This is a genomic window from Streptomyces sp. CB01635 (assembly GCF_002803065.1).
GTDB lineage: Bacteria > Actinomycetota > Actinomycetes > Streptomycetales > Streptomycetaceae > Streptomyces.
Map to the genome: position 1 here is coordinate 651,735 of NZ_NNBL01000001.1, position 21,493 is coordinate 673,227.

16 protein-coding genes and 1 pseudogene are annotated in these 21,493 nt (G+C 72.3%); 12 read left to right on the forward strand and 5 right to left on the reverse strand.

Annotated elements, in window-relative coordinates:
- Positions 1 to 34: 34 nt before the first annotated feature.
- The 3 genes from CG723_RS02785 (at position 35) to CG723_RS02795 (ending at position 5,879) form a co-directional block, all read left to right on the forward strand.
- On the forward strand, positions 35 to 2,446 hold the full coding sequence (locus tag CG723_RS02785) for an MFS transporter (RefSeq protein ID WP_442802510.1): 2,412 nt from the start codon (positions 35 to 37) through the stop codon (positions 2,444 to 2,446).
- A gap of 153 nt (positions 2,447 to 2,599) precedes the next feature.
- Positions 2,600 to 5,029: an ATP-binding SpoIIE family protein phosphatase gene (locus CG723_RS02790; protein ID WP_199841635.1), complete on the forward strand. Its 2,430-nt coding sequence runs from the start codon at positions 2,600 to 2,602 to the stop codon at positions 5,027 to 5,029.
- A 127-nt stretch (positions 5,030 to 5,156) separates the two neighbouring features.
- Complete coding sequence (locus tag CG723_RS02795; protein ID WP_100591535.1) at positions 5,157 to 5,879, forward strand: class I SAM-dependent methyltransferase; 723 nt, start codon at positions 5,157 to 5,159, stop codon at positions 5,877 to 5,879.
- Here CG723_RS02795 and CG723_RS02800 read toward each other — a convergent pair.
- From CG723_RS02800 to CG723_RS02810, 3 genes are all read right to left on the reverse strand, one after another.
- A complete protein-coding gene (locus CG723_RS02800) occupies positions 5,847 to 6,248 on the reverse strand; it encodes a GNAT family N-acetyltransferase (RefSeq protein ID WP_159032375.1) in 402 nt (133 codons plus the stop codon). The genes CG723_RS02795 and CG723_RS02800 overlap by 33 nt on opposite strands.
- A gap of 54 nt (positions 6,249 to 6,302) precedes the next feature.
- A complete protein-coding gene (locus CG723_RS02805; protein WP_100591537.1) occupies positions 6,303 to 6,569 on the reverse strand; it encodes a GlsB/YeaQ/YmgE family stress response membrane protein in 267 nt (88 codons plus the stop codon).
- 145 nt (positions 6,570 to 6,714) lie between these two features.
- The gene (locus tag CG723_RS02810; RefSeq protein ID WP_100591538.1) at positions 6,715 to 8,241 is read right to left on the reverse strand and encodes an LCP family protein; all 1,527 of its coding nucleotides are present in this window, start codon (positions 8,239 to 8,241) and stop codon (positions 6,715 to 6,717) included.
- Between the two features lie 114 nt (positions 8,242 to 8,355).
- On the opposite strand from CG723_RS02810, the pseudogene tatA reads away from it, so the two are divergent.
- From tatA to CG723_RS02855, 9 genes and pseudogenes are all read left to right on the forward strand, one after another.
- Positions 8,356 to 8,511: pseudogene (gene tatA / locus CG723_RS02815) on the forward strand (Sec-independent protein translocase subunit TatA); the annotation flags it as partial.
- Between the two features lie 146 nt (positions 8,512 to 8,657).
- On the forward strand, positions 8,658 to 9,491 hold the full coding sequence (locus tag CG723_RS02820; RefSeq protein ID WP_100591540.1) for a M55 family metallopeptidase: 834 nt from the start codon (positions 8,658 to 8,660) through the stop codon (positions 9,489 to 9,491).
- Positions 9,484 to 10,818, forward strand: coding sequence for a M20/M25/M40 family metallo-hydrolase (locus tag CG723_RS02825; RefSeq protein ID WP_100591541.1), 1,335 nt, complete (start codon positions 9,484 to 9,486; stop codon positions 10,816 to 10,818). The genes CG723_RS02820 and CG723_RS02825 overlap by 8 nt, the downstream gene beginning before the upstream one ends.
- 69 nt (positions 10,819 to 10,887) lie before the next feature.
- Positions 10,888 to 12,912 (forward strand): dipeptidyl-peptidase 5, encoded by a 2,025-nt coding sequence (locus CG723_RS02830; RefSeq protein ID WP_234374098.1) that lies wholly within the window; start codon positions 10,888 to 10,890, stop codon positions 12,910 to 12,912.
- Entirely contained in the window at positions 12,909 to 13,847 is a 939-nt protein-coding gene (locus tag CG723_RS02835; RefSeq protein WP_199841636.1) for a S66 peptidase family protein, read from the forward strand. Before CG723_RS02830 ends, CG723_RS02835 begins: the two co-directional genes overlap by 4 nt.
- Positions 13,848 to 13,982: 135 nt before the next feature.
- Positions 13,983 to 15,773 (forward strand): CocE/NonD family hydrolase, encoded by a 1,791-nt coding sequence (locus CG723_RS02840; RefSeq protein WP_234374099.1) that lies wholly within the window; start codon positions 13,983 to 13,985, stop codon positions 15,771 to 15,773.
- A 214-nt stretch (positions 15,774 to 15,987) separates the two neighbouring features.
- Positions 15,988 to 16,143: a DUF1049 domain-containing protein gene (locus CG723_RS02845; protein ID WP_324902369.1), complete on the forward strand. Its 156-nt coding sequence runs from the start codon at positions 15,988 to 15,990 to the stop codon at positions 16,141 to 16,143.
- 44 nt (positions 16,144 to 16,187) lie between these two features.
- On the forward strand, positions 16,188 to 16,754 hold the full coding sequence (locus CG723_RS02850) for a GNAT family N-acetyltransferase (RefSeq protein ID WP_100591544.1): 567 nt from the start codon (positions 16,188 to 16,190) through the stop codon (positions 16,752 to 16,754).
- 132 nt (positions 16,755 to 16,886) lie between these two features.
- Positions 16,887 to 18,881 (forward strand): DUF5107 domain-containing protein, encoded by a 1,995-nt coding sequence (locus tag CG723_RS02855; RefSeq protein WP_234374100.1) that lies wholly within the window; start codon positions 16,887 to 16,889, stop codon positions 18,879 to 18,881.
- Positions 18,882 to 18,905: 24 nt separating this feature from the next.
- Here CG723_RS02855 and CG723_RS02860 read toward each other — a convergent pair whose 3' ends face one another.
- Together CG723_RS02860 and CG723_RS02865 are read right to left on the reverse strand one after the other, a co-directional pair.
- A complete protein-coding gene (locus CG723_RS02860) occupies positions 18,906 to 20,141 on the reverse strand; it encodes an amidohydrolase (protein ID WP_442802518.1) in 1,236 nt (411 codons plus the stop codon).
- Positions 20,090 to 21,388 carry an amidohydrolase family protein gene (locus CG723_RS02865; protein ID WP_100591546.1) on the reverse strand — a complete coding sequence of 433 codons (1,299 nt, stop codon included), beginning with the start codon at positions 21,386 to 21,388 and terminating at the stop codon, positions 20,090 to 20,092. The genes CG723_RS02860 and CG723_RS02865 overlap by 52 nt, the downstream gene beginning before the upstream one ends.
- Positions 21,389 to 21,493: the final 105 nt, after the last annotated feature.

The following is a 21,493-nucleotide window of genomic DNA, read 5'->3' on the forward strand; positions in this document are numbered from 1 at the left end:
ATATGCGGCGCAGGCGCGACGAGGGGAGCGACAGGTGGGCACGACGACGCTGGTGACGAGTGAGCCGTGGCCGGTGCCGGCGACGGAACCGACCCCGGCCCCCGAGCCCCAACCGGCCGTGGAGCAGCGGCAGTTCCCGGACCACGGCCTCGGCCCGAGCCGGGTCCGCATGGTCTTCTTCGGGCTCATGCTGGCGCTGCTGCTCGCCGCGCTCGACCAGATGATCGTCGCCACCGCGCTGCCGAAGGTCGTCGGCGAGCTGCACGGCCTCGACAAGATGTCCTGGGCGATCACCGCCTATCTCCTGACCGCCACCATCGGCCTGCCGATCTACGGCAAACTCGGCGACCTCTTCGGCCGCAAGGGCGTCTTTCAGTTCGCCATCGCCGTCTTCGTCGTCGGCTCCGCGCTGGCCGGCTGGTCGCGCAACATGGACGAACTCATCGCGTTCCGCGCCGTCCAGGGCATCGGCGCCGGCGGGCTCATGATCGGCGTGCAGGCGATCATCGCGGACATCGTGCCGCCTCGCGAACGCGGCCGCTACATGGGCCTCATCGGCGCCGCGTTCGGCCTCGCGTCCGTCGCGGGCCCGCTGCTCGGCGGCTACTTCACCGACCACCTCACCTGGCGCTGGTGCTTCTACATCAACGTGCCCTTCGGCCTGGTCACGCTCGCCGTCGTCACCGTCGTGCTCAAACTGCCCCGGCCCAAGGTCAAGGCCGAACTCGACATCCTCGGGGCCCTGCTCCTCGCGGCGGCATCGACCTGCCTCGTTCTGCTGACCAGTTGGGGCGGTACCGAATACGCCTGGGGTTCGCGAGTCATCCTCGGGCTCGCCGCCGGAGCGGCCGTGACGGCCGTGCTCTTCGTCGTCGCCGAGCACTTCGCCGCCGAACCCATCATCCCGCTGCGGCTGTTCCGCGACCCCGTCTTCAACATCACCAGCCTGGTCGGCATGGTCATCGGCATCGCCCTCTTCGGAGCGGCCAGTTACCTGCCGACCTTCCTCCAGATGGTCGACGGCGCGAGCGCCACCGAGTCGGGGCTGCTGATGCTGCCGATGATGGGCGGCATCGTCATCGCCTCGATCGTCTCCGGCCAGCTCATCAGCCGCACCGGGCACTACAAGATCTACCCGATCCTCGGCGGGGCCCTTTCGACGGCGGGCATGTGGCTCCTGTCCCGCCTCGAAGTCGACACCCCGCGACTGCACTACAGCCTCTACATGGCCGTACTCGGAGCGGGCATCGGCCTGATCATGCCAGTGCTGATCCTCGCCGTGCAGAACGCCGTGCGCCCCGCCGACATCGGCACCGCGACCAGCGCCAACAACTACTTCCGGCAGATCGGCGGCAGCGTCGGCGCCGCGATCTTCGGCACGCTCTTCGCCGACCGGCTCGCCGACGCCCTCGCGGACCGGCTGCCCAAGGGAGCGGGCCTGCCCGACCCGGAGTCCATCACCCCGCAGCTCGTCCACGCCCTGCCACGCGCGCTGCGCGACGGCTACATCCAGGCGTACGCCGACGCGATGCCCCGGATCTTCCTCTACCTCGTCCCGGTGCTCGTCCTCGGCCTCGTGATCGCCTTCTTCCTCAAGGAGACACCCCTGTTGTCCAGTGCCGCCCCCCACAGCGCCCCGAGCGGCGAGACCACCTCAGTCCCGTCCCAGGCCCGGACCTCGTACGGCGCCGGTGTGCCGGTCTGCGGCATCGTCCAGCACCCCGACGGGACCGCGGTGCCGCGCGCCGCGCTCACCCTCATCGACGTCGGCGGCCAGCAGATCGGACGCGGCGCGAGCGGCGACGACGGCCGGTACGCCCTGTCGACGCCCGGCGCCGGAAGTTACGTCCTGATCGCGGCGGCGGGCGGACACCAGCCCCAGGCCGTGACCGTCACCGTGGGGGAGCGGCCCGTCGACCTCGACGTCGTCCTCGGCGGCGCCGGGCGGCTCGCCGGGAGCGTGCTGACCGCAGACGGTGCGCCCGTGCGCGACGCCACCGTGACCCTGACCAACGTCCACGGCGAGGTCGTCTCCACGACCCGCAGCGGGCGCGAAGGCGGCTACGTCATCACGGAGCTGGTGGCCGGCGAGTACACGCTCGCCGGGAGCGCGCCCGCGTTCCGCCCCGCCGCGCTCCCCGTCACCGTGATGGCCGCGCGCGAGACCCGCCAGGACGTCGAACTCGCGGGCGGCGCCGTGCTGCGCGGCACGGTCAGGGCCGGCGGAGGACGCCCCGTCGAGGACGCGCGGGTGACCCTCCTCGACGCGGCGGGCAACGTCGTCGACACCCTCACGACGGGCGCCGACGGCACGTTCCGCTTCGTCGACCTGTCGTCGGGCGAGTACACCGTGATCGCCGCCGGTTACCCGCCGGTCGCCACGGTGCTGCACATGGCGGGCGGCGGCCGCACGGAGCGTGACCTGCAACTGGGCCACGAGGACTGAGTGTTGGGGCCGGGCAGCGTGCCCGGCCCCGGCGCGCAACGCCCGTTCAATTCGGCCGATGCAGCCCCCTGTACCCCCGTACCGCGTACCGTGGAACGGGAAAGGGCCGAACCAATGACGCTCGGTCGCCGCGCGGGGAAGGGAGCGCAGGCCATGCACAGTGGCACCGGGACGGCCCCGCAGAGCCCCGTGCCCGGCCGCGTACCCCTGGCGGTCGTCGTGGTCGACGAGTCCGGACTCGTCTCGCACTGGAGCACCGGCGCGCGCCGCCTCTTCGGCCCCGCGCGCGAGGACGCCGTCGGCCGCCCCGCCACCGACCTGCTGCCCGTCTCCGGTGTTTTGCCCGACGGCCCCAACTCCGAGGCGTACGGGGAAGAGGGCGCGTACGACGGGCTCGGCCCCGGCCTGGAGTCCTCGCTCGAGGGGCGGGCCTCGTACCCCGCCGCGGGCCGCGCCCGCCTCGAAGCTCCGCGCCGGGAGCGCATCGACGTCCTGTGGTGGGCCTACCCGCTCGTCGGCCCCGGTCCCGAGAAGCTGCTCGTACTCGCCGCCGACGCCGGCCGGCTGCACGCCGACGACGTACCCGACGGGCAGCCCCTGGAGCGCATCGCGCCCGGCTTCGCCCTGCACACCGACTTCCCCGGAGCGGACGAGCTGGCCCGCGGACTCCCCGCCATCCTGCCCAGCATGAGCGTCGGCGAGAGCGCCCGCATCGTCTCCCAGGTGCTCGAACTCGGCTATCCCGTACTGGAGTTCAGCCTCCACGACCGCGTACCCGTCACCGCCGACTGGGGCGTGCCCCGGCGCGCGGAGCGCAAGGCCCGCAGGGAGGAGGCCGCCCGCGCGGCCGCCGCCGGACTGCCCGCGCCGCGCCGCGCACCCGACGACGACGCGGACGACCTCGAGTACGCCGCAGTCCGCGAACACCTGGAGTTCCTCAACGAGGTGAGCGGGCGCATCGGTTCGTCCCTCGACCTGTCCCGCACGATCATCGAGGTCAGCCGGGCCGTCGTGCCGCGCTTCACGGACGTCGCGGGCACCTATCTGCGCGAACAGGTCGTCGCGGGCGAGGGGTTTCCCGAAGGCCCGCCCGACGCGACCACCCTGTGGCACCGCGTAGCCCTGGAGCACACGGACGAGCCGGGCCGCTGGGACGACGTCGTACCCGTCGGCGAGTCCATGCCGTTCCCCGCGCACACGCCGTTCTTCCAGTGCATGACCTCCGGGCAGCCCGTCCTCGTCCCGCGCATCACCGAGGAGATGGGCAACGCGATCGCGTCGCAGTTCGAGAAGCGCGACATCAGGCCCCTCATCACCGACCGCTCGATGCTGGTGGTGCCCCTGAAGGCGCGCAACGTCGTCCTCGGGTTCATGATCCTGCTGCGCCACCGGGAACGCCCGGTCTTCAACGACATGGACCGCGTCACCGGTGCCGAACTCGCCGCCCGCGCGGGCCTCGTCCTCGACAACGCCCGCATGTACACGTACCAGGAGAGCGTTGCCGAGACCCTCCAGGACAGCATGCTGCCGCACATCGAGCCGCACATGCCCGGCTGCGACATCGCCACCCGCTATCTGCCCGGCACGCTCCTGGGCCGCGTCGGCGGCGACTGGTTCGACTCGATCAAGCTGCCGGGCTCGCGGACCGCACTCGTCGTCGGCGACGTCATGGGTCACGGGCTCAACTCGGCGGCGATGATGGGCCAGTTGCGCACCGCCGTCCAGACCATGGCCGCCCTCGACCTGCCGCCGGCCCAGCTCCTGCGCAACCTCGACGACCTCGCTCAGCGCCTCGGCGAGCACTACCTCGCGACCTGCCTGTACGCGGTCTACGACCCGATCGCGAACGAGCTGGAGCTCGCCAACGCCGGGCACATCCCGCCGGTACTCGTCCGCGCCGAGGACGGCCGCAGCGAGCTGCTCGAACTGCCCACCGGCGCGCCCATCGGCGTCGGCGGCGTCCCCTTCGAATCGGTCCGCGTCCCGATGGCGCCCGGCGACCGGCTCGTCATGTGCACCGACGGCCTCGTCGAGGTGCGCGGCGAGGACATCGGCGTCGGCCTCGCCACGCTCTGCGAGTCCGCCGCCCACCCCGCGGCCTCCATGGACGCCGCCTGCGACACCATCATCAGATCCCTGAACACCTGCGGCGGCCGCAAGGACGACGTCGCCCTCCTCATGGCTCGGCTCAACGGCATCGCGCCCGAGGACGTCGCCCACTGGAGCGTCACCCCCGACCCCGCCGAGGTGCCCCGTACGCGCGCCCTCGTTCGCGACCAGCTCACGGCCTGGGGGCTCGGCGCGCTCATCGCCCCCGCGGAAATGATGGCCGGGGAGCTCGTCGCCAACGCCGTACGGCACGCCCGCACCCGCAGCGTCGAGGTACGCCTGGTGCGCTCGGGGGCCCTCGTGTGCGAGGTCGAGGACGACGACCAGAGGCTGCCGACGCTGCTCAACGCGGGCCCGGGCGACGAGTTCGGGCGCGGCCTGCGCGTCGTGAGCGCCCTTGCCAGGGAGTGGGGCACGAGTCGTACGGGCTCCGGCAAGACCGTGTGGTTCGAACTGGCCCTGCCGCGAGCGTAGTTGGCGAAGGGGCGCATCGGGCGTACCCGTATCGAATGCGGCGTGAAGGTATGCGCGGGGTGCTTGTGGGCGGGCCCGGGGCACGGTAGACCGATCTTGCCGTGCCACCGCACCCCGGGAGTTGCAGATGAGCGTGACGAGTCGGTACAAGGACGCCTGGGAGAGCTTCTGGCGCGAGGCTCCCGGCGAACCCGGCGGAGTCTTCTGGGACGCCGAGCCCGCCCTCACCGCGAAGGTTCATCTCGCCCTGTTCGAGCCGCACTTGACGGAGGGCCTTCCTGTCGTGGACCTCGGCTGCGGGAACGGCACCCAGACGCGCTTCCTCGCCGACCGCTACCCCCGCGTCGTCGGCGCCGACCTCTCCGACGCCGCCCTCGGCCACGCCCGGCGCGCCGACCCCGCGGGCCGGGCCGACTTCCGGCAGCTCGACGCCACCGAGCAGACCGAGGCCCACCAGCTGCACTCCGAGCTCGGCGACGCGAACGTGTACATGCGGGGCGTGCTCCACCAGTGCGAGACCGACGACCGCCAGGCCCTCGTCGACGGCATCGCGGCGCTCGTCGGCGAGCGCGGCCGCGCCTTCGTCGTGGAGCTCGCCGAGGCCGCCCGGCCCGTCCTGATGTCTCTCGCGCAGAGCCCCACGGGCCCGCCCGCGAAGCTGGCACCGGTCTTCGCGCACGGCATCGCACCCTGCGAGGTGTCCGACGCGGCGGTCCCCGACTACGTACGCACCGCGGGCCTCGACGTGCTCGCGAGCGGTGAACTCCCGCTCACCACCACGGAGTACACACCGGACGGCACCCGCATCGAGCTCCCGTCACGCTGGCTCGTCGTGGGGCGGGCACACTAGCCGCCGCAGGCCGAGGCGGCGCAGGGCGTTGCCGAAGGGGCCCAGGAGATGCGGGCAGAGGGGCCGGCCGTGCCCGAGCGGGACGCCTTCGTGCGCGGTCACCGCGAGGAAGAAGCCGCGCCCCGGGCGGGTCTGGAGGGTGGTGTTCCAGCGGTAGCCGTGGCCCTGGGCCAGCGCGACCCGCACCGCCCGCCGGCCGAGCCCCTCCTGTCGGCGTGACTCCAGGATCCAGATGCCGAGGAGCCGGCCCGTGCGGCAGGGCGCGCACAGCCGGAAGCGGACCTGGCCGACGAGCGCGCCGCCCTCGTCGTGGAGCAGCACCTCACCGGCGCCGTGCGCCGAACGGGCAGGGATGCTCGTGAGGCGCACCGGCCCGGACGGTGACGCCGGCGGGCCGGGGCCCATGGGGGATCGACCGGCCCGTCAGTCGCGCGAGTTGCCGAAGAGCAGGCGGTAGCCGATGAGCAGCACGAGCGAGCCGCCGATGGCCGCGATCCAGGTGGTCCCGTCGAAGAACTGGTTGTCGATCGGGCGGTCCAGGAACCGCGACGAGATCCAGCCGCCGACGAACGCGCCCGCGACGCCGATGAGGGTGGTGCCTATCAGGCCGCCCGGGTCGCGGCCGGGGAGCAGGACCTTGGCGATGACTCCGGCGACGAGGCCGAGGATGATCCAGCTGATGATGCCCACGTGTGCGTCGTTCCCCTCGGTGATGTGTGGTGCTTGTGCTTTGGCTGTGCGTTGCGAATTTGCGCAACTGTACAGACAGAGGTGAAGACGCTGAACGGTCCCGGTCGGTTGCATCGGTTCAGCCGTGGTGCCCAGCCGTGGCGCGTCATCCGTAGGACAGGTTCGAGCACAGGCTGTCGTCGGCGGAGCGGGCGTCGTCGGAGACGTCGGACGGTATGCCGGTGGGCTCCGGCGACGCCGTCGCGGCGGTCGACGGATGGTCCGCGTAGTCCTGCCCGAGAATCGCCTTGATGCCCGCGGTCGAGGTCTCTTCGAGGCGTGCGCCCGGGAACCGCTGGGCGAGCGTGCCCGCTCGCGTCTTCTCGCCGGGGCCGTACTGGATGAGTGTGGTCGCCTGGTTCCGGGTGTTCGCGGTCGCCGTGCCCGTGACGGTGAACCCGTCGTCCTCAAGGGCGCGCGCGGCCTGGGCGGCCAGTCCCATGACGGTCGTTCCGTTGTAGACCGTGACGCGGATGCCGTCCCCCGGATCCGGCGCGGCGGAGGACGCGGGTGAGGCGCTCGGCCCGGCGCCCTTCTTGCCGCTGGCGTCCTTCCCGTCGAGTGTCCGGTCCTCTCTGAGCGACGCCCACAGCGCGTCGGCGTCCGGCTCGACGACCGCGACGCGGCTTCCCTCGTAGCGCCAGGGGATCGTGACGAACTTGGTGTTGTGCAGGTCGACGTTCTTGAGGGACATCGCGAAGGAGAGGAGCTTGTCGGCGGAGCCGAGGCCGGGGTCGACGGTCATCGACCGCGTGGCCGCGTTCGCGAGCGGCAGGAGCTTCGTGGGCGTCAGGCCGTTGCTCTTGATCTCCTTGATCAGGCTGCCGACGAAGGCCTGCTGCCGCTTGATGCGGCCGATGTCGGAGCCGTCGCCGATGCCGTGCCGCAGGCGGACGTAGTCGAGGGCCTTCTGCCCGGAGACGCTCTGCTCGCCGCGCGGGAACAGGAGTTTGCCGGGGGTCGTGCGATGGGGGTTGAGGTCGCGCTGGTAGATGGCCTGCGGCAGGCACACCTTCACGCCGCCGACGACGTCGGTCAGGGCGGCGAAACCCTTGAAGTCCACGACGACGGTGTGGTCGACGCGCAGGCCCGTCAGCTTCTCCACCGTGTTCTGCGTGCAGGCGGGGTTCCCGCCGGCGGTCTCGCCGGTCGAGTACGCCGCGTTGAACATCGTGTCGGGCCGATTGCTGGTCCAGCTGCCGTCGGGCAGTTTGCAGGGCGGGATCGTGACGAGGGTGTCGCGCGGGACGGACACCGCCACGGCGTTGCGATGGTCGGCGTAGACATGCAGCAGGAACGTCGTGTCCGAGCGGCCGATGTCGCCCTTGTCGCCCCCGCCGAGTGCCTCGTTGCCCCCGGTGCGCGCGTCGGAGCCGATGACGAGGACGTTCTCCCCCTGCGACGCGTCGGCGTCGGGGCGGTCGCCGGAGATGCCGTCCGAGCTGAACGTGTTGATGTCGCCGCCGAGTTTCAGATACAGCCAGCCCACGCCACCCGTCAGGAGGACGAGCAGGGACAGGGCTATCGCGAGCGTGAAGCGCACGCGGCTGCGCCTCGGTCGCGCCGCGCGTGCGGGGGACTTGGCGCCGCCGCCTCGGCGCGCGGGTGTCAACTGCTCACGGGTGCCTGCCATGGGGTGCGCCCTCACTCGGATCCGGGGTTGTACAGTTGCGCAATGTAGCAAGCTTCTTGGTGGGTGCCGTCCGTGGTGCCCACCTCGCCCGAAGAGACGAAGGGTGGAGCGAAAATGTTCCGCAACGGTCTTGAGCCCTGGCACCTGCTCATTGTGGCGATCGTGGTCATCGTCCTGTTCGGTTCGAAGAAACTCCCCGACACGGCGCGCGCGCTCGGCAAGTCGCTCCGGATCCTCAAGAGCGAGACGCGGGCGATGAAGGCGGACGAGGTGGAGGAGCGCCGGGACCCGGCCGCGTCCTGACGCCGGCGCATCCGCCCGACAGGAGGGGTGCCTGCCGCCTTTCGGTGGACTGGACCTCTGGCTCTCAGGGTGGCTCTGGCCTGCGCGTTCCCTGACGCGTACCGTGTTGCGCCATGAAGATCCTCATCAGCGCCGACATGGAGGGCGCCACCGGCGTGACCTGGCCGGGGGACGTGCTGCCCGGCACCCCGCAGTGGGAGCGCTGCCGGTCCATGTTCACCTCGGACGTCAACGCCGCCGTGCTCGGCTTCTTCGACGGGGGCGCCGACGAGGTGCTCATCAACGAGGCCCACTGGTCGATGCGCAATCTGCTCCTGGAGCAGCTCGACGAGCGCGCGGAGATGATCACGGGCCGCCACAAGACGCTCTCCATGGTCGAGGGTGTCCAGCACGGCGACGTCGACGGCATCGCGTTCATCGGCTACCACACGGGCGCCGGCACGGAGGGCGTCCTCGCCCACACGTACCTCGCCAACTCCATCACCGGCGTCTGGATCAACGGCGTACGGGCGAGCGAGGGCCTGCTGAACGCGCACGTCGTCGCCGAGTACGGCGTGCCCGTCGTCCTCGTCACGGGCGACGACCTCACCTGCGACGACGCGCTCGGCTACGCGCCAGAGGCCCGCAAGGTCGCGGTCAAGGACTATGTGTCCCGGTATGCGGCTGTCTGTCGTACGCCGAAGCGGACCGCCGCCGACATCAGGGCCGCGGCGAAGGAGGCGGCGGCGCTCGCCGTGCGCCACGAGCCCGTCGAGGGCGGCCCGTTCACCATCGAGCTCGAATTCGACGCCGAGCACCTGTCGATGGCCGCGACGGTGGTGCCCGGAGTCCGGCGCACCGGCGAGCGCAGGGTCTCCTACACGAACGACACCATGTACGACGGCATCCGCACCTTCAAGGCGGTCACCACGATCGTCTCGGCCGCGGTGGAGGAACAGTATGGCTGACCAGGCATTTCAGGTGGACGATCAGGCGCTCGACGAGGTCGTGACCTTCACGTCCGAGCTGATCCGCATCGACACCACCAACCGCGGGGGCGGCGACTGCCAGGAGCGCCCGGCCGCCGAGTACGCGGCCGAGAAGCTTGCCGAAGCCGGTCTTGAGCCCACCCTCCTCGAACGCACGAAGGGGCGCACGAACGTCGTCGCGCGCATCGCCGGCACGGACCCGTCCGCCGACGCGATGCTCGTCCACGGCCACCTCGACGTCGTCCCCGCGGAGGCCGCCGACTGGAGCGTGCACCCGTTCTCCGGCGAGGTCCGCGACGGGGTCGTGTGGGGCCGGGGCGCGGTCGACATGAAGAACATGGACGCGATGATCCTCGCGGTCGTCCGGCAGTGGGCCCGCGCCGGGGTGCGCCCGCGCCGGGACATCGTCGTCGCCTTCACCGCCGACGAGGAGGCGAGCGCCGAGGACGGCTCCGGCTTCCTCGCGGGCCAGCACGCCGGCCTCTTCGAGGGCTGCACCGAGGGCATCAGCGAATCGGGCGCCTTCACCTTCCACGACGGCTACGGCAAGCAGATCTACCCGATCGCGGCGGGCGAGCGCGGCACCGGCTGGCTCCGGCTCACCGCGCACGGCAAGGCGGGCCACGGCTCGAAGGTGAACCACGCAAACGCCGTCACCAGGCTCGCCGCCGCCGTCGCGCGGATCGGCGCGCACGAGTGGCCGGTGCGGCTCACCCCGACCGTGGCCGCCGCGCTCACCGAACTCGCCGCCCTGTACGGCATCGACGCCGGCGTGGACTCCCCGCACTTCTCGGCCGACGAACTTCTCGCCAAGCTCGGCCCGGCCGCGGCGCTCGTCGCGCCGACCGTCCGCAACAGCGCCAACCCGACGATGCTGTCCGCCGGATACAAGATCAACGTGATCCCCGGCGAGGCGAGCGCGCACATCGACGGCCGGTATCTGCCGGGCGGCGAGGACGAGTTCCGCGAGACCCTCGACCTGCTCACCGGACCCGATGTGGACTGGGTGTTCGAGCATCGCGAGGTCGCGCTCCAGGCACCGGTCGACTCGCCGACGTTCGCGGGGATGCGCGCGGCCGTCGAGGAGTTCGCGCCCGAGGGGCACGTCGTGCCGTACTGCATGTCGGGCGGCACCGACGCCAAGCAGTTCTCGCGGCTCGGCATCACGGGCTACGGCTTCGCGCCGCTGAAGCTCCCCGAGGGCTTCGACTACCAGGCGCTCTTCCACGGCGTGGACGAGCGGGTCCCGGTGGAGGCGCTGCACTTCGGCGTCCGCGTGCTCGACCGCTTCCTGCGGTCCGCGTAGGCGCCGTCGGGCGGGTTTCGGCATCGGTTGGGGAGACGGTCTAGGAAAATGGCGTCGCACGTGGAGAACATGGGGGCCTCTGAAGTCATGGGGGACGTGGACAAGTTGGTGCTGATCCAGAATTACGGATCGTGGCCGTCGCCGATCACGGCCGCGCTCGCCGCCGCGCACGACGGGAAGCCCGAGTACGTCGGCTTCGTCGGCGACGAGGCGTGGTGGACCGAGCCCCGCCCCGGCGAGGGCGGTCGGCGGGCCCTGGTCAGGCGGCGCGCCGACGGCTCGGAGCACACCGTGCTGCCCGCGCCGTGGAACGTGCGCAGCCGCGTCATCGAGTACGGCGGCCAGCCGTGGGCCGGCGCCGGGCGCCCCGAGGGCCCGCGCGGTCCGCTGGTGGTGTTCGTCGACTTCGCCGACCAGCGGCTCTACGCCTACGAGCCCGACGCCCCCGGCGCCGTACCCCGCCCGCTCACCCCCGTCTCCGCGGTGGGGGACGGGCTGCGCTGGGCCGATCCGCAGATCCACCTCGACCGGGGCGAAGTGTGGTGCGTCCTGGAGGAGTTCACCGGGGACGGGCCGACCGACGTGCGCCGCGTCGCCGCCGCGGTGCCCCTCGACGGAAGCGCGGCCGGGGACCGCACCGCCGTGCGCGAACTCTCCGACGGGCGCCACCGTTTCGTCACCGGACCGCGCCTCTCGCCCGACGGCGGCCGCGCCGCCTGGCTCGCCTGGGACCATCCGCGCATGCCGTGGGACGGCACTGAGCTGGTCGTCGCGGACGTGACCGAGGGCGGCACGTTCAGCGGGGCGAGGACGGCGTTCGGCGGGCCCGAAGAGTCCGTCGCGCAGGTGGAGTGGGCTCCGGACGGCGCCCTTGTCTACTCCAGCGACCGCAGCGGCTGGTGGAATCTCTATCGCGTCGGCCCGGACGGCGAACCGCGGGCCCTGTGCCCGCGCGAGGAGGAGTTCGGCGGGCCGCTCTGGAAGATCGGCCACCGCTGGTTCGCCCCGCTGGAGAGCGGCCTGATCGCCGTCGTCCACGGCGTCGGCGCCACCGCGCTCGGCGTGCTCGACCCGGCGACCGGCGAGGTCGTGGACACGGCCGGACCCTGGACCGAGTGGAGCCCCGCCCTCGCCGTGCACGGCACCCGTGTCGTCGGCATCGCCGCCAGCCCCCGCACCGGCCACGAGATCGTGGAGTTCGACACGGCTACGGGCCGGGCGCGCGTCGTCGGCGCCGCGCACACCGACGCCGTCGACCCCGCGTACTGCCCGGAGCCGCAGATCCGGACCTTCGCGGGTCCCGACGGCAGGGACGTCCACGCCCACATCTATCCGCCGCACAGCCCCACCCACGCCGCGCCCGACGACGAACTCCCGCCCTATGTCGTGTGGGCCCACGGCGGCCCCACCGGGCACTCGCCCCTCGTGCTCGACCTGGAGATCGCCTACTTCACCTCGCGCGGCATCGGCGTCGCCGAGGTCAACTACGGCGGCTCCACCGGCTACGGCCGTGAGTACCGCAACCGCCTGCGCGAACAGTGGGGCGTCGTCGACGTCGAGGACTGCGCCGCCGTGGCGCTCGCGCTCGCCGCCGAGGGCACCGCCGACCGCGACCGGCTCGCGATCCGCGGCGGCAGCGCCGGGGGCTGGACCACGGCCGCGTCCCTGACCGGCACCGACGTCTACGCCTGCGGCACGATCCTCTACCCCATCCTCGACCTCACGGCCTGGGGCTCCGGCGAGACCCACGACTTCGAGTCCCAGTACCTGGAGTCGCTCGTCGGACCGCTCGCCGAAGTGCCCGCGCGGTACGTGGAGCGCTCGCCGGCCGAGCACGCGGAGCGGCTCACCGCGCCGTTCCTGCTGCTCCAGGGCCTCGACGACGTGATCTGCCCGCCCGCGCAGTGTGAGCGCTTCCTCGCCCGCCTGGAGGGGCGCCGCGTCCCGCACGCGTACATCGCCTTCGAGGGCGAGAGCCACGGGTTCCGGCGCGCGGACACCATGATCCGCGTCCTGGAGTCCGAACTCTCCCTGTACGCCCAGGTGTTCGGCCTCCATCCGACCGGGATCCCCACGCTGGAGCTGTCCAAGTGACGTCACCGACACCGCTGACCCGACCCGCACGCCTCGCCCCCGGAGCGCGCGTCGCCGTCGTCGCGCCCAGCGGACCCGTGCCCGAGGACCGGCTGGAGGCAGGTCTCGACATCCTGCGCGGCTGGGACCTTGAGCCCGTCGTCGAACCCCAAGTCCGCACGGTCCATGGTCGGTTCGACTACCTCGCGGGCGGTGACGCCGAGCGCGCCGCCGGTCTCCAGCGGGCCTGGTGCGACCCGTCCGTCGACGCCGTCCTGTGCGCGCGGGGCGGATACGGCGCGCAGCGCATGGCCGACCTGCTCGACTGGGACGCGATGCGGGCGGCCGGGCCCAAGGCGTTCGTCGGGTACAGCGACATCACGGCGCTGCACGAGGCGTTCGCCGCCCGGCTCGGTCTCGTGACCCTTCACGGACCGATGGTCGCGGCGGCCGACTTCCTCAAGAGCGCCCGCGCGCAGGACCACTTGAAGGCCACGCTCTTCGCGCCGGAGACCGTGCAGACCATCACGTCGGTGGACGGCCGACGGCCGCTCGTGGGCGGTACCGCGCGCGGCGTCACGCTCGGCGGCTGCCTCTGTCTGCTCGCCGCCGACCTGGGCAGCCCGCACGCCCGGCCCTCGGCCGCGGGCGGGCTGCTGTGCCTGGAGGACACCGGCGAGGAGACGTACCGCATCGACCGCTACCTCACCCAACTCCTGCGCGCCGGCTGGCTGGACGGGGTCTCGGGGATCCTGCTCGGATCCTGGGCGGAGTGCGACGCGTACGACGGGTTGCGCGCGCTGCTCGCCGACCGGCTCGGCGGTCTCGGCGTACCGATCGTCGAGGAGTTCGGCTTCGGGCACTGCGAGGGGGCGCTGACGATCCCGTTCGGCATTGCGGGTGAACTCGACGCGGACGCCGGGACGTTGAGCCTGGATGTGCCCGCGCTGGCCTGAATCTTTCGGTTACTGAATCTTCGTCAAGAAACACGCGTCCCGGTGATTGACCCGCGTATGACACGTGTCACAACATGACCACGCCCAGACTTACCGGTCGGTAGCCGGTGGGTCTTCCTCAGCGTGGAGGTAGCCGTGCCCCGATCCCGACCGCGATCACCCCTGGCGCTGGCCCTCGGCGCCGTGGTCGCCGCGCCCCTCGCCCTCGCAGCGCCTGCGAACGCGACGCCACCGACGCAGCAGACGGGCGAATACACCGTCACCGCACTGAAGTTCACCGTCCAGGCCGGCGGCCGCAGCTGCGTCGTCGACGCCGACCTCTACCGGCCCGCGGGCGTCGACGCCGCCCACACCGCACCCGCCGTCCTCGCCACCAACGGCTTCGGCGGCAGCAAGTCCGACGGCTCGACCGACGCCATCGGCAAGGCCTTCGCCGCGCGCGGCTACGTCGGACTCGTCTACTCCGGACTCGGCTTCGGCAAGTCGGGGTGCCTCGTCTCGCTCGACGACCCCCGCATCGACGGCGCCGCGGCCTCCGGGCTGGTCGACTTCCTCGCCGGGACCCGCGCGGCCGACGACGGCACGAAGGCCGACTACGTCACGGAGGACGGCAAGGGCGACCCCCGCGTCGGCATGATCGGCGGCTCGTACGGAGGCGCGATCCAGCTGGCCACCGCGGCGGTCGACCACCGCGTGGACGCGCTCGTCCCGATGATCACCTGGAACGACCTGGCGTACTCCCTCGACCCGAACAACGCCGCCGACCGCTCCGTCCCCGGCTCCTTCAAGTGGCAGTGGACCAACGGCTTCTACCTGATCGGTGAGGGCCAGCCCCTCCTCGAACCGTCTCTCGACCCGTCCCGGATCAACAAGCTGACCTGCCTGCACTTCGTCACCGACGCCTGCGAGACGATCAGCACCCTGAACTCCGGCCGCTACCCGTCCGACAAGACGGGACCGATGCTCGACTACGCGCGCAGCGTCTCCCCGGTCTCGTACCTGAAGCGGGTCAAGGCGCCGACACTGCTCGTGCAGGGCCAGTCCGACAGCCTCTTCAACCTGAACGAGGCGCAGGCCACGTACGGGACCCTCAAGGCACAGGGCACGACCACCAAGATGATCTGGCAGTCCTGGGGTCACAGCGGCGGCCTCACGGATCCGGCGAGCGGCGAACTCAACCTCGCGCAGGGCAACCTGGAGACCTCGTACGTCGGCAAGCGGATCCTCGCCTGGTTCGACCGCTACCTCCAGCACAAGAAGGACGTCGACACCGGCCCCGCGTTCGCCTACTACCGCGACTGGATCACGGACCCGGACCAGACCTACGCCACCGCGCAGAGCGTCCCGTCCCCGAGCCGGAAGCTGTATCTGTCCGGCGACGGCAAGCTCGTCGACAACCGGGCGAAGGTCGCGCGCGGCAGCCGGGAGTACGCGAACTGGCTGATCCCCACCAGCCACTCCGAGTCCTCCCTCGCCGGCCTGATCGGCCTGCCCGACCCCGCCCCGCGCGACACCGCGGGCACCTACCTCGGCTGGACCAGCGAGCCGCTGACCAGCACGACCGACGTCGTGGGCTCCCCGAAGGCCACCCTCAAGGTCGTCTCACCGAAGACCGAGCGCGTCCAGAACTCGGACGACGCCGCCGACAAACTCGTCCTCTTCGCGAAGCTGTACGACATCGCGCCGGACGGCAGCAAGACACTCGTCCACCGACTGGTCGCACCGGTCCGTGTGCCGGACGTGACCCGCTCCTTCACGGTGTCGCTGCCCGGCATCGTCCACCGCTACGAGACGGGGCACCGCCTCCAGTTCGTCATCGCGGCGAGCGACGACGCGTACAGCGGCAACAAGGGCATCAAGCCCGTCACCGTCACCAGCGCGCCCGAGGACACCGGCGTCCTGGAGCTGCCGGTCGTCGGACAGTAGGGCGACCCCGGGGCCGCGGCCGTCACCCGTACGGCCGCGGCCCCGCCGCGGAGGGACACCCCGCCGTGCGCGAACCCCGCCCGGCTGCCCATGCTGGGCGGGGAAGGCACGCGTCGCTCCGACGGAAGGGTCCCCCGGATGAGTCCCAAGGACACGGCGAGCTCCGACAGGAGCGGCGTCACCGGCACCTTCACCGGACCGGATCGCCGTCATCGTGCTGGTCGTCCTCGTCGTCGTCTTCATCTTCGAGAGCACCCGGCAGGTCAGGATCCGCCTGCTGACCCCCGAAGTGTCCATGCCGCTCCGTCCGGCGCTCGGCTCCGTCAGCGGGGCGATCTGCGGCGGCTACTGCATCAGCAGGCGCACGTGACACGAACCCGCTGCCGCCCCACGGCCGCGGCGTAGGCTGGCCGGATGTCTGCCACCAGCCGCCGCTACCTCGCCGAAGGCCCCCACGTGGGCATACGCCCCTTCACGCTCGCGGACGGAGAAGAGTTCACCGCGCGGGCGCGGGAGAGCGCGGACCTGCACCACCCCTGGCTCTTCCCACCCACCGCCGCCGACACCTACGCCGCCTACGCGGGCGCACTCATCGACGATCCGACCCGTTGCGGGTTCCTGGTGTGCGAGCGGACGGACGACGGGGGCGGTGGCGGCATCGCCGGCTTCATCAACATCAACAACATCGTCCGCGGCGGCTTCCGCAGCGGCGCCCTCGGCTACGGCGTGTTCGCACACGCGGCGGGCCGCGGCATCATGAGCGAGGGCCTCGGCCTCGTCGTCCGGTATGCCTTCGGCCCCCTCGGACTGCACCGCCTGGAGATCAACATGCAGCCGGGCAACGAGGCGTCCATCGCGCTCGCCCGCCGCGCCGGGTTCCGCCGGGAGGGCTACTCGCCCGACTTCATCTTCGTGGACGGCGCCTGGCGCGACCACGAGCGCTGGGCGCTCACGGCCGAGATGCCCGGCGCCTGCGGCTGACCTTCTTCCGTAAATGCGTCTTTGCTCAATTCTGACCCGGAGAGCCCCTGGTCAGCTCGGGGGCGAGCCTGTTCCATGGTCGTCGGGGCACACCGCGTGCGGACGGCGGGCCCCATGAACCTGGAGGCGGACTTGACGGACTCGCAGGCCGAGCGGACGACCCTTCGACGCGACGTACTGACCCTGCCCGGCGTGGCGGTGGGTGCCCCCGACCCGCTGCCGCCGCTGCGGCCCCTCGACGAACTCCACGAAGTCGACGACCGCTCCAAGCAGGGCATGCCGCGCGACATGGCCCGCCAGATCGGCTACGAGAAGCTGCGCAGCGTCCTGCCGGAGCGGCTCAAGAACGGCTACGGGCGCGAGCGCGCCGCCCTCACCCTCGACACGCTCGTGATCGAGAACGACCGGCTGCGCGTCACGGTCCTGCCGGGCCTGGGCGGCCGTGTCCACTCGATGTTCCACAAGCCCACCGGGCGCGAACTCCTGTACCGCAACCCGGTGTTCCAGCCCGCCGACTTCGCCCTCAACGGCGCCTGGTTCTCCGGCGGCATCGAGTGGAACATCGGCGCGACCGGGCACACCACCCTGTCCTGCGCACCTCTGCACGCCGCCCGCGTCACCGCGCCCGACGGCGGCGACATGCTGCGCCTGTGGGAGTGGGAGCGCCTGCGCGACCTGCCGTTCCAGGTGGACCTGTGGCTGCCCGCCGGATCCGACTTCCTCCACGTGGGGGTGCGGGTACGCAATCCCCACGAACGGCCCGCGCCCGTCTACTGGTGGTCGAACATCGCCGTCCCCGAGGAACACCGCGTCCTCGCCCCCGCCGACGAGGCCTGGCACTTCGGCTACGAGCGCAGCCTGCGCCGCGTCCCCGTCCCGGAGTCCGACGGCGTGGACCGCACCTATCCCCTCAGCGGCGAATTCCCGGCCGACTACTTCTACGAGGTCCCCGACGGGCAGCGCCGCTGGATCGCCGCGCTCGACGACGACGGGCACGGGCTCGTGCAGACCTCGACCGACCTGCTGCGCGGCCGCAAGCTGTTCCTGTGGGGCCACGGCGAGGGCGGGCGGCGCTGGCAGGAGTGGCTGACCGAGCCGGGCACTCGCGGCTACGCCGAGATACAGGCGGGCCTCGCCCGTACGCAGCTGGAGCACGTACGCCTGGACGCCGAGGGCGAGTTCGCCTGGCTGGAGTCGTACGGGCCGCTGTCCGCGGCGCCCGACGCCGTGCACTCCGCCGAGGACTGGGCGGCCGCGCGCGGCGAGGTCGAGGAGTGCCTCGAAGCCGCGCTGCCGAGGGCGGATGTCGACGCCGCCTACGCGGCCTGGCGCCCGCACGCGGACGCGGAACCGGAGGAGTCGCTCGCGGAGGGCTCCGGGTGGGGCGCCCTCGAAGTCCTGCGCGGCGACTTCAAACTGCCGGGCACCCCCTTCACCGAGTCGACCCTCGGCCCGGCGCAGGCACCCTGGCTCGACCTCCTGCGCACCGGCTCCATCCCCGAGCCGCGCCGCGTCGGACCGCCCGGGCCCACCCTCGTCGCGCCGCACTGGCGGGACATGCTGGAGACGGCGCCCGCGCAGCCGCTCACCGAGTACCACCTCGGCGTCGCCCAATGGCACGCGGGCGACCTGGCCCAGGCCGTACGCAGCTGGGAGCGCGGCCTCGAACTCGCCCCGTCTCTTTGGCCGTTGCTGCGCTGCCTGGCCGTCGCCGACCAGGAGGCGGGCCATCGCGAACGCGCGGCCGACCGCTACGCCGAAGCCTTCGAGGATCTGTGCCAGGAGCGGCGCGACGACGGCGAGGCATGGACGGCGGCCACCGCGGCGCTGGGCCGCGAGGCCATCGACGCGCTGCTCGCGGCCCGTCGCCCCGGAGCGGCCCGCACCGTCTGGGACCGGCTGCACGCCACGACCCGCGCCCGCGGCCGCTTCCGGCTCGTCGAGGCCCGGCTCCTCCTTGCCGAGGGCGACAAGGAGGCGGCACGGGCCGTGTTCGACGAGGGCTTCGAGGTCGCCGACCTGCGCGAGGGCTCGGAGGTCATCGCCGAGCTGTGGGCCCGCCTCGCCGCACCGGGCGAACGGCTGCCCGCCCAGTACGACTTCAGCATGCGGCCCGGGGAGTCCTGACCCGGCGGGCGGCGGCGTGTGTGGTCAGGGGAGCAGCAGCTCGCCGTCCCTGGCCACGACCCGGCCCGCCCTGACCACCAGGTCCCGCGCGGGCAGGTCCACCACGACCTGGGGCAGGCACTCGCCGCGCACCAGGAAGAAGTCGGCCGGCGAGCCGGGGGACAGATCCAGGTGGGGGAGGCCGACAACGACACGGGCGCCGTCATCGGCGGCGACGCGGAAGGCGTCGGCCAACTCCTCGTCCAGGCGCGCCCCTTGGGCCCGGGCGAGCAGATGCGCCCGGTGCAGCATGTCGGCGTTGCCGAACGGACTCCACGAGTCGCGCACCCCGTCCGAGCCGAGCCCGACCCGCACCCCGAGCTCGCGCAGCCGGCGTGTGGGCAGGACCAGCGGCCGCGACGGCGCCACGGTCGTCAGGGAGATCCCCGCGTCCGCCAACTCCGCGCCCATGCGGTCGAGTGCGACCCCTTCGAGGCCGGGCACGCAGAACGCGTGACTGATGCTGACCTTGCCCTGGAGGGACAGCGCCCTGGTCCGGTCGATGATCGCGTGCACCGCGGTCAGGCCGGGGACGGACCGGTCGTGGAGGTGGATGTCGACGCCCACGCCGTGCCGGTCGGCGATCCCGAAGACCAGGTCGAGCTGGGCGTCGAGCGCCTCGTCGAAGCCGATCGGGTCGATGCCGCCCACGATGTCGATGCCACCGGTGCGGGCCGCCTCCTCCAGGAGCTCCGCGGTGCCGGGCGCCCGCAGGACGCCGTGCTGCGGGAACGCGACGATCTGCACGTCGACCGCGTCCCGCAGCGCCTCACACGCGGCGCCGACACCCTCGACTCCGGCAAGGCCGAAAGCGGGCGCGACATCGACATGGGCCCGCATCGCACGGGTGCCCCGGGTGACCGCGTGCGCCATCAGGCGCTGGGCGCGGTCCTTGAGGGGCGTGGTCTGCGAGCGGTACAACTCGGCGTCCGCGGCGGCGAATTCGGCGATCCCCGACGCGGGCTTACGCGACACCCAGGGCTCGCCCCACGCGGTCTTGTCGGGGTGGATGTGCGCGTCCACCAGGGTCGGCAGCGCGATCCGGCCGCCGCAGTCGACGATCTCGGCACCCTCGGGCGCGGGAGCGTCGACGATCACCCCGTCGACGACCGCGAGGTCCACGGCCTCCGCCGCACCGAGCGGGCGTACGTTCCTGAAGACGACGGCGCTCATACGGCAACACCCGCCCGCACCACGCGCACCGGCTTCTTCAGCACCGATACGTCGGCGAGCGGATTGCCGGACAGCAGGATCGCGTCGCCCGCGTAACCGCGCGCGAGACGGCCCACCTGGCCCTCGAAGCCGAGAAGACGGGCCGCGTTGGTGGTCGCGGTGCGGATCGCGTCGAGCGCGGACAGACCGGCCGAGTGCATCATCTCGATCTCGGCGCCGATCGGCTCGACCGAGCCGCCCGACGAGTCCGTGCCGGACACCAGGCCCACGCCCAGTTCGTGGGCGAGCTTCGCGGCGGCCTTGAGCTTCGGCAGGTAGGTGCGGCCGCGCTCGTCGAGAATCGGGTCGGGGTCGCCGATCATGCCGCCGATCGCGACCATCGTGGGCGTGAAGTACGTATCACGGCGGCGCATCTCGTGCAGGGTCCGCTCACTGATGAACGCGCCGTGCTCGACGGACTTGACGCCGGCCATGACGGCGTCGTGGCAGCCCTTCTCGCTGTAGCTGTGGCACAGGACGTCCTTGCCGCCGCGGCGGGCGGTGGCGACGATCGTGGAGAGCTGCTCGCGGCTGTAGACCTGCTCCAGCGGGTCCTGCTCGGCCAGGCCGGCGCGCGGGTTCACGCGCGTCTTGACGGTGTCGACACCACGGGCCAGGTTGACCTCGACGACGCGGCGCAGCGCCTCGGTCGAGGTGACGCCGCCCTTGAGGCGGGCGAGCGGGGTGAGGTCGGGGTCCGCGAGGATCGTGTCACCGAGGTCGGGGGTGACGAAGACGCCGGACGCGCGCAGTCTGGGGGCCAGGCCCGGGGCCTGCCGGGAGAGCTCGCGGACGGCGATGTCCTGGTAGAAGTTCGTCGAGCCGCTGCGCGCGGTGGTGGCGCCGAGCGCGAGGGTCTTGGCGGCCTCGGCGGCGGTGTTCAGGTGGATGTGCGAGTCGACGAGCCCCGGCAGGACCCACTGGCCGTGCGCGTCGAGGACGGTGGCGCCCTTGGGGACGTCGACGCGGGCCCGGGGGCCGGCCGCGCGGACGACGCCGTCACGGATGACGACGACGGAGTCCTCGGTGACGTCACCCGTCGCGGGGTCGAGGAGCGTGCCGCCGTCGATGACGAGGTCACCGCCGCGGGGGGCGATTCCGGAGCGGGTGGCGGACGCGCGGGTCATCGGGGCGGCGGCGGACGCGCCGGGCGCGGCGGCGAGGGCGGCGGTGGTGCCCGCGAGTGCGGCGGCACCCGCGAGTACGCCTCGGCGGGTCAGCCGGTTCGACGGCGGGGGGCAGTTCTCGACGCACATGCGGGGCTCCTCGGCGGATGACGGGAGGGATCGGTTGGCCCGACATTTTGTATACCAAGATGGGGGAGCGGGCAAGGAGGGGATGATTCCGCTCGCGTCTGACCT